This window comes from uncultured Alistipes sp., assembly GCF_910580175.1.
Classification (GTDB): Bacteria; Bacteroidota; Bacteroidia; order Bacteroidales; family Rikenellaceae; genus Alistipes.
This window is the reverse complement of the sequence record NZ_CAJTXD010000002.1, coordinates 249,863-263,431: the sequence shown is the minus strand read 5'-3', so window position 1 is coordinate 263,431 and position 13,569 is coordinate 249,863. Positions and strand designations below refer to the sequence as shown.

The window sequence follows — 13,569 nt, the reverse complement described above, 5'->3', positions numbered from 1 at the left end:
TCTACTACCACTCTGGCGAAAACCATGGCCCTCGCCATTCCGGGTTGCAGGAAAACTGTTTTTTTATCTTTTATAACATTTCGGGCGCAAGGTCGGCTTCGGGTTCCGACTCCGGCGTCCGGGAACGCTTCTTATCTTTCTGAATATATTTCTGCCAAGCCGACAACTGCCGCGAGATGGTATCCATCTGCTCGCAAAGCAAAGCGAACTGCTTGGTAGAAAGTTGCTGCGTGTCGTGCAGCAGACGGATCAACAACTTGATCGGCACCATCTTTTCGCGGGCCTCCTCGATCAAAGGCGCCTTGTCGGTGCGGGTGTTGGCGCGATAGATGTAGACGCACAATTCGATGATCTCTTTCTTGAGCGTCTCACCGATCGTGTAACGAGCGTCGCGACGAATGTTGGCAGAGAGCTTTACCACATGCAACAACAAGTCGTAAGACGCCTTGAAAACCGGTAAATTGTCATAAATAGCCATCGACTTCTTTTTTCAGATCGGCAATAAACAATACACACTCCACGGGAGTAGCCGCCTCCAGACGGTAATCACGGATCAACCGCAGGATACGCTCGGCCTTGGTTTCCCGCTCGCGCCGCATGGACAATGCAGACGGAACACGAAGCGCGATACGCGGCGAAAGCGCGGGATCGTTCGCGGCACGGAAACCTCTCACGCGGGACTTCCGTCCTGCGGAAACGCCCGCAACCTCTTCCGACCCGGAAACCTCCTCCTGCCGACGAACTGCCGCGGACTCCGCAACGACTTCCGCCGCACGGCTGCGACTGCCAACCGGCAAGGCATTGACCTCGACCGCTTCGGCTCCCAACTCGGCAGCCCGCTGTCTGGCCTGGAGCGCGGCCCGACGACCGCCCCGCGGCATCCGCTCCTTGAGCGGCAGCGCGGCTTTCCATGTCTCGGCAGCAACCGGATCGATCGGCTCGCTCAACGCGATGACCACAGGCTCGTTTTCCTGGGGCCGGGGCGCATCGGGAAAATATTTCGCCAACGCCGAGACCGGAAACCCGATCGAAACCAAATCGCGGCCCAGGTACCTGACCCGCTTCTTGGAAGGGACGAACGACGAAATCCGACTCACGCAAACAAAAGCCGAACGCTCGTAAGCCTTGTAGAACAATCCTTCGGGGTAAAGCACGATCTCACGGTCGTTGCGATCCTCCCTCTGGGCTACTTCTTCGAAAAAACGCATGGAGCATCTAAAACTTCTCGATGCAAATGTAATGTTTTTCCCGAAAAATAAAACAAAAAATCCAAAAAAAATTTTCGACCGCCTTAAAGGCGGTATTCAAAACCGGAGCGCCCGAAAGCGCTCCGGTTAAATAAATTTGAAACGTTCGTCTCGCTTGACGCTCGCTCACTGATTATTCTTGGACGCAGCGCACGGAAAAACCGTAGGCCCGGTAGTTGTTGCCCAACGGGTACACGACCCCCGAATAGAAGCCCAGGCCGACGACTCGTGGCGGTAGCCCGCGGCAGGATAATAAGCAGTAGCAGGCGTGCCGCCAGTGTAGAATACCCAACCCACCGAAGCATCGAATGCAGCGGTCGTCTTCGTAACTACGTTGAACTCGCTCAACGTCGAGGTGTTACCGTGCGTAGTCGTGAAGTTCGTCCAGGTATCCTGGGCAGGCATACGCCAGCCAACCGGACACGGGTCGTACATCGTCTTCACGTAACCTGCAGTATTGGCATGCGTAGCATCGATCGTAGCGACCTTGTTCGGGTTGCCCCACAGAGCATCGAACTGGTTAGCCCACGAGTTACCGCCAACCCAGTCATAAGTCTCAGCACCGGCATCATCTTTCACATAGTAGGTAATGAAAGTCGTCGGATGAGCAACGGCATACTGAATACGCTTCAAGCCATCAGTAGCACCCGTAGCACCCGGAACCGCCTTAGCAGCAACGACATCGGTATCCCAGTCGGTCTTCGACGAAGGTGCGAACTCCTTAGCGGTGCTGTGCAATTTGCCGGCACCTACGAACGGATCCTTACGGCCCCACTGATACAACAGACCATAGGAAGCAGCATCGGCTTCCGGATTCGAATCGGCACCCAAGTTGCGATTCATAACCTTGAAGATACGCGCACCGCCACCGAAAGAACTCTTGTGAGTAACACCCGTCTCATCGAGGTCATTCTGCGTAAACCAAATATGCCAGCTCCAAAGTACATCCGTCGTAGTGGCATTTGCATAAGTTGCGATCAAAGCGTTGCCGGGGATGCGATCGCCACCGAGCATACCGCTGGTCGAGAAGTAAACCTTATTCTCCTCGGTATCGACTTTCACGTTGGAAATCAACTCCTTGGCATGTCCCGAAGGACCGGCCTCCCAAAGCACAGCAGCTTTCGCGGGCTTCATGTCGGTCTTCGCCACAATTGCCTGCTGATCCTGCGTCACGCTGTTCTGCGTAGTCGAGCAAGCAGGAACGTTGACACCGTTACCCATCGTCGAAGCATTGAAGCAATAGATCTGGGTGGTCTTTTCAACGATGTAGCAGTTGGCTGTCTGATTATCATTCGTTGCATTCAAATCGATAGCCTTACCAGCCACCGTCACACGACCGTCGCCATTGAAGTTGGCACCCCTGATCGTAGCAGTGATCTTATAGTAATTGTTACGCTCGATATTGAAATCGTTCGTATTGTCCTTACCGGGGAAGATGCAATACTCGACGTCGGTCGTCAAAGAACCGTCCGTATGGGTACCGATGATCTCGATGTACGAACTGTGCAACGGAGCATTCCACCAGTTCTTGGACTCGGGCGAACCGGCCGTACCCTCGCCACGCATGTTCTCAGGGATGTAGAACACGATTCGCTGGGCACCCGTCTTGAGATCGGCGATCGATTTCGTGACAAAAACATTGTCGAAATGACCCTTGCCGTTCTCTCCATTCGAGTAATTGGCTTTCAGGGCCTTCAACTGCGTTGCATTGTCCGAGTAGTAGAACTTCTTGGGAGCATCGCAAATCTGGACGTTGGAAACCGTCAATGCGTCGAAGTTCTCTTGCTTGAGGATAAGCTCAACCTTGGCAACCGTACGCTTAAGCCGGATCGTCTCCTCACCGGTAACTGCGCTCAACAACGTATCGGCCAACATCGGCAGACCGTTAGTTGCCAAATCGCCTGCGTAGCCGGTCTCCGGAACGTTCAAGGAAAGCTTCTTGAACTGCTTGAGAGAAAGCGGCTGAGCACCAGTCTTGCCAGTCTCATAAGCTGCAAATGCATCAGCACCGGCATTGGCTACGAAGTAAACGGGAGTCTTAGCGCCATTGTTGTTGTAAAGGTCTACGCTAACTTTGTTGTCGACAATGTTGCTGTAATGCTTACAAACCTGCTTGGTTGCAGTCGGAGCATCGGCAGAGAACTGAATAACCCAAAGGTCTTTCACAGCGCTCTCCAACTTCAACTCATTCGCGCGATCCTCGTCATACCCATCTGTACGAGTAACTGCACCGCCCAACGAAACGGAGAACGAATCATCGGCAGCAGCCTTAGTTCCAGGCAGAGCAGCATTCTCGGATACAACCATATCCGGCACTGCCAAACCAAAAGTCATGGCGACCTTTTCGCCTTCCGGCTCCGACCCGCCAACGTTCGGGTCAACAGTCGAATCAAAATCCTCGCTGCAAGCTGCAAAAGCCAAAGCGGCAGCAGCAATCAGCAATGTTTTTTGAAAGATTTTCATAATTGTTTAAATAAAGGTTTATGTGAATTATATATTATCAAAATTCAACACCCGGCACTATACTTCAGGAGCAGGGCCGAAGTCGGTATCGACATCCTGAGAAGGCTGCTGCCAACCGGGAACAGTCTGATCGCCATGGAACGAATCGCCCAAGTCATCGTCGACAACATTACCCGTATTCCAATCGACGGGATAATGAGGTGCCGCCAAAGTGGGGAATCCGGAAATCTCGGTATCCCAAGCCGCGTTAGGCACCCAATTACCGGCCACAACGGTCGGAATGAAGGATCCGCCGAGTTCCGTATTGACAATCTCCAAATTCCAAGAACCGACCGTAATGGAAGCGTGGGGCCATTCGCCCAAGTCTAAATCTACATCGTCCCCATAACCATCGACCCACGGGCCGACCTGGAGAATCAACGTCAATTTCGCACCGTCCAACGTCACAACGAAATTATACCGATAACCAGCGGCAAAGGCCATGGGATCCACAGGTGCAGTCAACGGAGTGGCTTTCAAGCCATCGAACGAAATCGCCGTTTGAACTCTGAAAGCGGACTTACGTTTAGGCAAGACAACATCCGTTGCATTATGCACAAGCGGAGATTCCGGCTTGGAAGTGAACTTGCTTTTCGCAATCGAATAATTATAGGCAGCGTCTTCGGTATCGGTCAACCCCAAAAGCGGCCACACCACCTCGTCATCGGGATTCCACTGCGAGCAAATCGCAGCGACATACGGAGACTTGGAAATATACTTCAACGAAAAGTCTTCCGTAAAAACCATCGATTGGAACTTTGCCGTGCTGCTGGGCTTGAGCTGGACTGCCAACTGGGTGCAATGGCGCACCAAGGTATTCAAAGCAACGGTCTGAGCGCCCGAAAGGCGGGGCGTGATCTCCTCGGAAGTGAGCGAACAAGCGTAATCGACGCCATGGCCGACGGAAACGGCCCTATGATCGGGCACGGCCACGGCGGGCGTGATGGCGTAGAAATCGTACTTGTACTCGGCGGGGGGAATCCGCATGGCCTTGGCCGTACCGGTCGTGACGGCACCGTCGGCATCGACAACGCAAGGAGTCAACGCCCCGGAAGCATCGGCGACATACGTAGCATCGGCGATAAACGTATCGTTAGCGATATCGGCATTTGCTGCTGCACGTGCGAAAGCGAGAATCCGCACGGTGGCACCCTCGGCCAAAGCCACGGGAGTGCCGGTCGTCGGCGTAGTGGCGCCTTCGTCAGCGCGCACGGCAGGCGCTGCCGCAGGACGCACGACGGCACGCACCCCGGCCAAGGTAAAGTCGACAGTTACCTCGCCGCCCTGGGGCGCCGAAGCTCCATCGTCGGACTTGTGGCAACCGGTCGCAACAGCCAACAACAAGATAAACAACAATTTTTTCATAATGATCGATTATATGATTCAAAATCCTCGGAACGGCGGATCGCATCTCCTCGATCTGCTCCGTCGTACGTCCAGGCTTCCTGCCGAAACAAGAATCCTGGACGGACGGAGACCGTGCGAAAGTTGCGTGCCCGCCGCAACGGGCTTATTTTGATTAAAGCGGCACCTCCACGGGATCGGAAACCTGGATCCAATCGGTAATCGTTGCCGTAGGCTTGATTTCGGAAACAGTGAAGATGAGGCGGATTTCATACGCCTTGCCGACCTCGAATCCGAGCACCGTAGTCCCGTCGGCAGCTTTAGGCAAAGAGAGGGAAACCTCCTTCTGACCGCCGATCGAAGTGTCGAGCACCAACTTCAAAGAACCATCGTCCCCGACGGGCGGAACCAAAGCATAACCGCACTCGACCTTGTTCGCCTCTGCGACACCGACAACGAGACCATCGCCGGTATAGTCGATGGCAGTGCCGTCGGAATACTTCTTGGCGACAAGATTCATATCCTTGAGCGTCGTCGAGAAAGCGACAGTCTTAGGCAGCGTGATCGTGCAATTCTCGGCCTGGTCTTTCAACTTGATCGAGGTAATGTTACCCCACACGTCCAACGCATCGGCATCGGCAGCGTAAGCCGCGAACTTGAGCCACGTCAACTGATGATCGAACTTGAAGATCTTACCGGTCTGCCCGAAACGCGAACCGTTGACCTTATTGCCCTCCAACTCTTGGGACAACAAGATATCGGAATCGCCATCGACAGCCAAAGTAATGACACCGGCGTTGAACGTACCCTGAGGATACCAACCGACCAACTTAGTGCCCTTACCATTGGCGAGGTAATACTGCTTGGTGGCGAATACGATGTCCGTAGCATCGGCGTCGGAAGAAGTCAAAGAACCCTTCCAAGTAGCGTTCAAAGCTGCGGCGACACCGGAATAATCAGCAGGATAGTTACCGGAAGCATCCTGGTCGATGCGTGCGAAAGCAACGCTCAAGTCGGAAGTATGGCCCGACTGGATCGCACCGTCGCCGGCACGCGTCGGACGCATGATGTCGGACTTGGTAGAACCCACGCTGATGGAAGCGGCGCCTGCGCTGATGCGGATTTCATCCCCGCTGTTGAACGTGGAGAAGTCCTTCTTCTTGGAACATCCCGCCAACAACGCAACGGCCAACAACATGCCTCCCACCGGGAAGAACATGCCTTTTACAAACGTTTTCATTGTTCTAAAAATTTAAAAAGTCTTGATCTTGGCGACTGTAAGGGGACATTCAACCCCTTACAGCCAAAACATCTCCTCTCCGCCGGCCGAACCGCCGGAGAGGAGTGAAAAAGTCTTACTGGATCTCCTCGTCAGCCGTACCGCCGTCAACCCACTCGGTAACGGTAGCCTTAGCCTCGATCTGCGTAGCCTTGAAAGTCAAAGTCACAGCGAAAGCCTTACCGGCCGTGTCGCCCGTAAATGCCTGCGTCGCGTTGGCGATGTCCTTCAAATTAACCTTTACCATGAACGGCTCGGTGTGGTTGGCCGTCATCACGCCCAGGGTGTAGTCGTTCGTACCGGTAGCAACAACCGGAGTAGCGAGAACGTAAGCGGCATGAGCAGCGGTCGTGGTCAAAGCAACGGACTGCTTGGAGAAAGCGTTATCCGTAGCCGTGGCAGTACCGGAAGTAGCATCCATCATGTAGCAAGTGAGCGAATCGGTGGGCACGTTCAATACCGTGAAATCAACGGTAGCATCAGCATATTTTACCCAAACACGATCCTTGATATTGGCATTGAGCGCCTTGGACAGGTAGATGTCCGTCACAGCACCCCAAGCATCGATGGCAGCCTGGTCTTCAGCCACCAGCGTGATGTCCAACTTGGTCAACAAGTGCTTGAACTCCAGCGTGGGGAAGGTGCCATTTTGAGCCTCGGCCTTGTCGGTACCCTTCTCGGCAGCGACCATGAGGTCTTCCTTACCGGTAATCGTGAAGGTATGGCAATCGTTGTTATCGTCGTTCTGACGCTTCGTCCAACCGGTGTAAGGATAGAAACCCATCAGATAGATCTTGCTGCCATCGGCGGGGAAGTAAGCCGGCTTGGTGTCGAAACCGACCTCCGTGGTGCCGTTGTCGTTGAAGATCATCTTGTCGGACATGGCCGGCGTAGCGTTGGGATCGTTGTAAAGCGTCGAATAGTTACCCGACGTCTTCGAAGCGAGCACCTGAGCGGTCAACGAATTGCCATTCGTGTTATCGATCGTACCCTCGAACGGAGCGCGGGACGAAGCGTCAGCGTCGATGCTCAAAGCATTCGACTTGGCCATGATCTCCACGTCGCTGACAGCCTCGGGACGAATAGCCAATTCGCTCTTGGAACAGCTTGCCATAGCTGCTACGGCAAGCAGAGAGAAAAATAACTGTTTCATTGTAGAAAAAATTAAAAGTGAATTGAAGTTTTGATTTTCGAATTATATATGAAATTATAAGGTTTTCAAACACAGAAACTACTGCACGATCCCCTCGCCCGTACCGCCGAGCACCCAAGGCACGACCGTAGCTCCGGACTCGATCTCCAGACGCTGCTTGAAAGTCAAGGTAACCAAGTAGGAACGTCCGGCGACAAAAGTCGTCTCCTTCTGTCCGTCGACCGTCGAGGTCGGACGAATGACCACATTGTCGAAAGTGGCGCGCGAAGTGACGACCCGAAGGGTAAAGCTCTTGGCTCCGGGCTGCAACATCAACTCGCCGTCGAGCAACTGCGGAGCCGCACTGCTGGAACGGGTAATCGGCACGGGCGAGAATCCGGACAACGCCAGATCGGTGCTGCCGCCCCAATCGCCCAACTCGCCGGTCTCGACGTTCATCGCACCGGAAGCGTTGACACCCAAGACGGTAATGCTCTCGAGCGTAGCATCGGCATAAGCGCCGTACTCATCGACCAAGGCGAACTGCAACTGCGTGAGCGCATGCTCGAAGCTCAATTTGCCGGGCGAAGCAGAACTGCTGCCGACAACGGGCTTGGCGAACATGAGGTCTTCGCCTCCGGTCAAAGTGAAATGCAGAACAGGAGCCTGTCCGGCAGCGGGTGCAGCCAAATAATCGGCACCCGAAGTACCGGTGGCGGCAAAAGGATGGTATGCGCAAAACTGGATGTAACTATCTTTTGCCAACGGATAGTAATATACGCCAGCCCACGACATGGCACCGGTTGCTGCATCGACCGCTGTCGTACAAACGTTGTCCATGACGAGCGGAGCGTCCCACTGGGCATTGCCGAGTGCGAACTGGCTGCCGGAAGTCGGAACACCGATGATACCGATCTTGTTACCCACAGCAGCGAGACCGGCCATATCGTTGACGGAAGAACGCGTAGAGGAGACACCTCCCACACCGAGGGTAATAACCCCGTCGGGACGCATGTCCATATCCTGTTTGATCGAACAAGCGCCGAACAAACAGCATATCGCTAAAGAAAATAAAACGTTTCTCAACATATCGCAAGAAAATATTTACAACTTCAAAAATCGGACCCGGCGATTACATGATTTCACCGCCTCCGGTACCCGTATTATCCCACGGCTTGACCTCCGCAGAGAGAATGCCGTCGATCGACTTCAACTCGACCTCCAAAGAAATCTCGATGGGAATAGTGCCGTTCCACTCGCCTTTCAGCAAATCGTCGATCGTGCCGGTCAAGTCGATATTCATGTGATAGGTAACCCCATCGACCACGGCATCCAGCGTCAAGACATGCGAACCGGATACCCCGCCGGCAGGCAACACCAAATCAAGGACGGAGATGTCGGCAGAATAATCGTAAGTCTGGCTGAAATTCTCCTGCTTGATCGCAAAATTGACGCTCCGGGGATCGTTGGTGCACGAAACGGACGAACACTGCACTCCCGAAGAAACACCGGACAACGAACCCGAGACCAACTTTACCGCAGCGGCGTTGTCGACCTTGAATACCAAATGCACCTTTTTGACCAATCCCTTGGGCGAAGCGGACATAATGACCGAATCGCGGTAAGGCACCTCCATGAACTCGGCCTCATTGAACGCACTGGCCAACAAGAGATTGTCGGGCTGCGCGATATAGCCTCCGTCTCTGTTGGCAGCCGTTTCGTCAGCCGTGACGCGCACCACGGCAGAAGCGTAATTATCCATGCCGAACAATTCGAGATTTTCGGCATCGGTATTCCAGACGATGATCTTGTACTTGCCTATGGGCAACGTTCCGCGGAATCCCTCGGCTGCACATATGCAAGAATGCACGCGTTCGCCGTTCTCGTTATAAAAGTAAAATTCGCTGCCCTCGGGCACGCTACCGTTCTCCCACTGCAAGTCGATACGCACGTATCCCACCTGCTCGCGGAGATCCAAACCTTGCTTGACGCAGCTGCCGCCTGCCAACGCTGCCAGGAGCAAACCGCAAGTCAATACATATGTTAATTTCCCTTTCATATTACATAGGACTTTTATTTCCTACCCTTTGCCGAACGAAAACCCTGCCGAACGGCATCCGAGACCTGCAAAAAGCACATCTCGCACTACCGGACGCAGAAGACCCGCGGAAAAAACCGCTATCGTCGTCCCCGTCCGATGCGATACACCAGATTGAAGCGCAATCCGGTCAACGCAAACTCGTTCTTCTCGCCCGAACCGCTCCAATAATAATTGGGCAACTCGCGGTCGTAGATATCATATTTGGCGCTACGATAACCGCCCCGCACACTCAATTCCAGGCACCAATGGCGCGAAAGCGCCAACATGTAACCGACGGACAGACCGGCGCTCCAATAATCGCCGGTGTAGTTGGTCAACGTCGTGGAAGCATCGTCACGATCGATCTGCTTGTTGAAGTCGCCGATCTGACCGTAGAGCCCCATATAGAAATTGCGGAACAACCCGTCGCCCTTGAACCACAAACGCGGCTCGATGCTATAAGCGGTATATCCCCAAAACTGTTTTTTACTTTTATAATCCCAGTTGGCATAAAGTCCCGAAACGCCGACCGACCAACGCTTGGCAAAATAGAACTCGGCTTCGAGGTTGGGCATGAACGTCGTGCGCGAAAAATCGGGCAGCACGCCGGCCCAAGCCACGAAATCGGTCTTGAAAGCAACGATGGGCTTCATCTTGCGCTTCTCCTTGCGCTGCAACTTGGCGGCCTGTTGAGCCTGACGCTCGGCTTCCAGACGAGCTTCCTCCTCGGCACGGCGCTGAGCCTCCAGACGGGCTTCCTCCTCGGCACGGCGCTGGGCCTGCAAGCGGGCTTCCTCCTCGGCACGACGCAAAGCCTCCAGACGGACAGCCTCGCGGGCCTCACGCTCGGCCTCCAGGCGGGCGGACTCCTCCATGCGCGCCAACTCGGCCAGACGGCGCTCCTCGGCTTCAGCCTCGGCACGCTCCTTGGCCAACTCGGCCTCGAACTCCTCCTTGGTAAGCTTGCGGTGCAACTTCTCCTCGATGATTCGATGCAAGTCGTAGTTGACGGTAATCTCCACACGACGCAAAGCAGGGAAGAACTCCTTGAGCATATATTTGTAGGGGACACCCTTGTCCAAATCCATCAACTTCCTCTCGCGACCGGCGAAGATGCCCACATGGTCGATCAGGTAAAGCACCTCGTCGCGATGGGCCATGTGCGAAGCGGCCACGAGTTTGCGCAACTCCGTCCAGTCCTCGGCGATCCAGTTGACCCGCACGGGATAATGGCTGGAAAGCGCATATTCGTTGTCGAGGTAGTTCTTGAACCCGACGGCGCGGGTCTTCGCCAAACGCTCGTTGACTCCATAGGAACCCTCGATCGAGCAATAACCCGTCAAACGGATCGAGTCCACGTAGATGAGACTATCGCGGAACACCTGACGGATGAACTGGTCGAGCTTGTCCAGCTCCTGCTGGTTGTTGCCGAATTCAGGCAAGACTTTAGCGCTGCCCTGCGGATAGTTCAGGTAGCAGCTCAAACTCTTGGAACCCTCGGTAATGACGTGACGATAAGTCGAATCGGTAATCGACAATTGCGACCCGGCGGCCGGCGGCGCAGGCATTTCACCGGCATGCAAGGCCGAGGAAACGAACAAAACGCATAAGAAGACCGGCAAAAACCGGCGAAGTCCAAGAGTGTCAACTGTATTCATACTTGCTCAATCTTAACTTATAGATCCGGATCGTGTCCGAACAAATCTTGTTTCCAAATTCAGTCTGCGCACCCCGACAAACGCGCTGTCCGCCAGCCGTGCGACGCTGCAAAACCCAATCCGTTTTGCAGATATTTTCCTTTTCACATCGCTGCGACGCCGTTTTTTTTACGAACTCCGCCCATTTCTCCAAAGCAGACAACAAGGGGATCGCAAACTACTCCAAGCCCCGATCGACGTCCCAGCATGCAACCATCGATTCGACCCGATCCTGCACCCTTTCCGACCGCAAAAATTCGGAAAGCAGTTATTCAACAAGAATCGAAATATCCGCTTCGGCTTAAAAACAACCCCCGAAACAACGGATATAATCAAAAACCGATGCCCATTCAATAGCATTCACGCCGCAAATATATAAAAAAATCCCCCCCCCATGCAAATAATAAGGAATTTTTTTTCAATGATCATAAATTTTCCTACGTAATATTATAATTATTTAATCGATTAAGTGATTGAAAACAGGGATCAAAAACGGGTCGATTTTACCCCAAAAAAGAGCGAAAAAAAATTGTTTTTTACAATCGAAGATCGGATCGTTCGCGATAAGATTAACGCTTTTTAGTATATTTTTCAGGCAAATTAGGCCAAAAATATTTGGGGAGCCAGAATAGTTTTTCTACTTTTGCCCCCGATTTCACGCCCCGAGAACAGGGCGAACATTAACCAATCTTTTAATTTATATTATGAAAAAATTTTTATTCTTGGTGATCGCAACGGCTACGCTGGGACACGCTTTTGCCGAAGGCTATCAAGTCAACAATATGTCGGCCAAGCAAACCGGAATGGGACATGTGGGTACGGCCATGAAACTGAACTCGGAATCGGTGTTCTTCAATCCGGCGGCAACATCGTTCCAAAGTTCGCAATTCGACATATCGGCCGGATTCACAGGTATTTTCTCGAACGTCCGCTATCGTTCGCTGCCCACGCTGGCCAACGGCTATACGGAAGGCCCGATCGAAAAATCCGACAACAAATTATCGACGCCGCTGCACCTATATATAAACTACAAACCCATCGACCGACTCTCGATAGGCGTAGGCTTCTTCACTCCCTACGGCTCGTCGATGAACTGGGGCAACGACTGGTCGGGCGCCCACCTGGTACAGCAGATCAATCTGAAAGCCTACACGGTACAACCGACCGTGTCGTTCAAGATATGCGATCGCCTCTCGATCGGTGCAGGACTGATGATTACGTGGGGCGATTTCGACCTCTCGCGTTCGATGCTGCCCATAGCCACGGGCAATCAGACCATAGCAGGAGGCATGCAACTGGCTGCTACACAACTTCAAGGCCAGATCGCCCAGTTGCAGCAACTGCCCCAAACCCCGGAAACGGCCGCCAAGATCGCAATGCTGCAAGGCTATGCCGATCAGGCCGGAGCAGGCGCCGCATACTTCGCATCGCATTTCGAGAACCAGGCGATCGTCTCAGCCAAACTGCAAGGCAACGCCAACGTAGCCATAGGCGTCAACGCCGGTATTCTGTGGGACATTACAGATGAATGGTCGGTGGGCATGACGTGGCGTTCGCGCATGAACATGAAAGTGGGCAAAGGCCATGCCGCACTGAACTACGCATCGCCCGAAGCTCAACAATACCTGCTGCTGCTCAACAACCTGATGAAGATGACCGGCAAGCCCGAAGTGATCCCGGGGCTGGACCGCGGCACGTTCAACGCCGAACTGCCGCTCCCGACCGTGGTAACGTGGGGCGTGTCGTTCCGCCCGACGCCGAAATGGGAACTGGCCGTCGACTTGCAATGGAACGGCTGGAGCGCCTACAAGGCACTGAACGTGGAGTTCAACGAAACGGAACTGGGCATCGCGCCGATCTACTCGGTAAAAAACTACTCCAACACGCTGGCGTTCCGCTTCGGCGGTCAATATCGGGCTACCGACTGGCTGACGGCCCGCATGGGCATGTATGTGGACGAAAGTCCGGTAGACAGCAACTATCTGAATCCCGAGACGCCCTCGATGACCAAGGTCTCCTACACGGCCGGCCTCTCGTTCCGTCCTGCGAAGTTCATGTCGATCGACTTGGCCTACTGCTACGTATCGTCGGCCGATCCGGAACGCAGCGGCTCGTATCCGCTCTACCAATATGGCAACCCGACGCAACTTACCGAAGTATTCTCGGGCAACTACAAACTCCACGCAAACGTATTTTCGATCGGCGTAGGTTTCAGCTTCTAAAAAACGCCCAAGCAAGTGCCGCAAACAGTTCGTTCCGGCATAATCGAACCAACGCGTGCTTCTGCA

At 53.8% G+C, this 13,569-nt stretch carries 10 protein-coding genes; 1 reads left to right on the top strand and 9 read right to left on the bottom strand.

Features of this window, described 5'->3' with window-relative positions:
* Nucleotides 1–70 precede the first annotated feature (70 nt).
* The 9 genes from QZ298_RS03450 to QZ298_RS03410 all read right to left on the bottom strand — a co-directional run bounded on the left by QZ298_RS03450 (nucleotide 71) and on the right by QZ298_RS03410 (nucleotide 11,152).
* Nucleotides 71–478, bottom strand: coding sequence for a four helix bundle protein (locus QZ298_RS03450; RefSeq protein WP_296005341.1), 408 nt, complete (start codon nucleotides 476–478; stop codon nucleotides 71–73).
* Entirely contained in the window at nucleotides 465–1,208 is a 744-nt protein-coding gene (locus QZ298_RS03445; protein WP_296005339.1) for a hypothetical protein, read from the bottom strand. Before QZ298_RS03445 ends, QZ298_RS03450 begins: the two co-directional genes overlap by 14 nt.
* Nucleotides 1,209–1,373: 165 nt before the next feature.
* Nucleotides 1,374–3,554, bottom strand: a complete 2,181-nt coding sequence (locus QZ298_RS03440; RefSeq protein ID WP_296005755.1) for a DUF4906 domain-containing protein — start codon at nucleotides 3,552–3,554, stop codon at nucleotides 1,374–1,376.
* A gap of 213 nt (nucleotides 3,555–3,767) precedes the next feature.
* Nucleotides 3,768–5,114: a hypothetical protein gene (locus QZ298_RS03435; RefSeq protein ID WP_296005337.1), complete on the bottom strand. Its 1,347-nt coding sequence runs from the start codon at nucleotides 5,112–5,114 to the stop codon at nucleotides 3,768–3,770.
* 154 nt (nucleotides 5,115–5,268) lie between these two features.
* Complete coding sequence (locus QZ298_RS03430; RefSeq protein ID WP_296005335.1) at nucleotides 5,269–6,333, bottom strand: fimbrillin family protein; 1,065 nt, start codon at nucleotides 6,331–6,333, stop codon at nucleotides 5,269–5,271.
* Nucleotides 6,334–6,448: 115 nt separating this feature from the next.
* Nucleotides 6,449–7,525, bottom strand: a complete 1,077-nt coding sequence (locus QZ298_RS03425; RefSeq protein ID WP_296005334.1) for a fimbrillin family protein — start codon at nucleotides 7,523–7,525, stop codon at nucleotides 6,449–6,451.
* Nucleotides 7,526–7,603: 78 nt separating this feature from the next.
* Complete coding sequence (locus tag QZ298_RS03420) at nucleotides 7,604–8,518, bottom strand: fimbrillin family protein (RefSeq protein ID WP_296005331.1); 915 nt, start codon at nucleotides 8,516–8,518, stop codon at nucleotides 7,604–7,606.
* Nucleotides 8,519–8,636: 118 nt separating this feature from the next.
* Nucleotides 8,637–9,563 carry a DUF5119 domain-containing protein gene (locus tag QZ298_RS03415; protein WP_296005330.1) on the bottom strand — a complete coding sequence of 309 codons (927 nt, stop codon included), beginning with the start codon at nucleotides 9,561–9,563 and terminating at the stop codon, nucleotides 8,637–8,639.
* Between the two features lie 119 nt (nucleotides 9,564–9,682).
* Nucleotides 9,683–11,152: a DUF3575 domain-containing protein gene (locus QZ298_RS03410; RefSeq protein ID WP_296005328.1), complete on the bottom strand. Its 1,470-nt coding sequence runs from the start codon at nucleotides 11,150–11,152 to the stop codon at nucleotides 9,683–9,685.
* Between the two features lie 833 nt (nucleotides 11,153–11,985).
* Here QZ298_RS03410 and QZ298_RS03405 point away from each other — a divergent pair.
* The gene (locus tag QZ298_RS03405; protein ID WP_296005326.1) at nucleotides 11,986–13,503 is read left to right on the top strand and encodes an OmpP1/FadL family transporter; all 1,518 of its coding nucleotides are present in this window, start codon (nucleotides 11,986–11,988) and stop codon (nucleotides 13,501–13,503) included.
* Nucleotides 13,504–13,569: the final 66 nt, after the last annotated feature.

Coding starts and splice junctions, on each gene's coding strand:
- QZ298_RS03450 (WP_296005341.1), bottom strand. CDS start 478: ATGGCTATTTATGACAATTTACCGGTTTTCAAGGCGTCTTACGACTTG.
- QZ298_RS03445 (WP_296005339.1), bottom strand. CDS start 1,208: ATGCGTTTTTTCGAAGAAGTAGCCCAGAGGGAGGATCGCAACGACCGT.
- QZ298_RS03440 (WP_296005755.1), bottom strand. CDS start 3,554: ATGGTTGTATCCGAGAATGCTGCTCTGCCTGGAACTAAGGCTGCTGCC.
- QZ298_RS03435 (WP_296005337.1), bottom strand. CDS start 5,114: ATGAAAAAATTGTTGTTTATCTTGTTGTTGGCTGTTGCGACCGGTTGC.
- QZ298_RS03430 (WP_296005335.1), bottom strand. CDS start 6,333: ATGAAAACGTTTGTAAAAGGCATGTTCTTCCCGGTGGGAGGCATGTTG.
- QZ298_RS03425 (WP_296005334.1), bottom strand. CDS start 7,525: ATGAAACAGTTATTTTTCTCTCTGCTTGCCGTAGCAGCTATGGCAAGC.
- QZ298_RS03420 (WP_296005331.1), bottom strand. CDS start 8,518: ATGCGTCCCGACGGGGTTATTACCCTCGGTGTGGGAGGTGTCTCCTCT.
- QZ298_RS03415 (WP_296005330.1), bottom strand. CDS start 9,563: ATGAAAGGGAAATTAACATATGTATTGACTTGCGGTTTGCTCCTGGCA.
- QZ298_RS03410 (WP_296005328.1), bottom strand. CDS start 11,152: ATGCCTGCGCCGCCGGCCGCCGGGTCGCAATTGTCGATTACCGATTCG.
- QZ298_RS03405 (WP_296005326.1), top strand. CDS start 11,986: ATGAAAAAATTTTTATTCTTGGTGATCGCAACGGCTACGCTGGGACAC.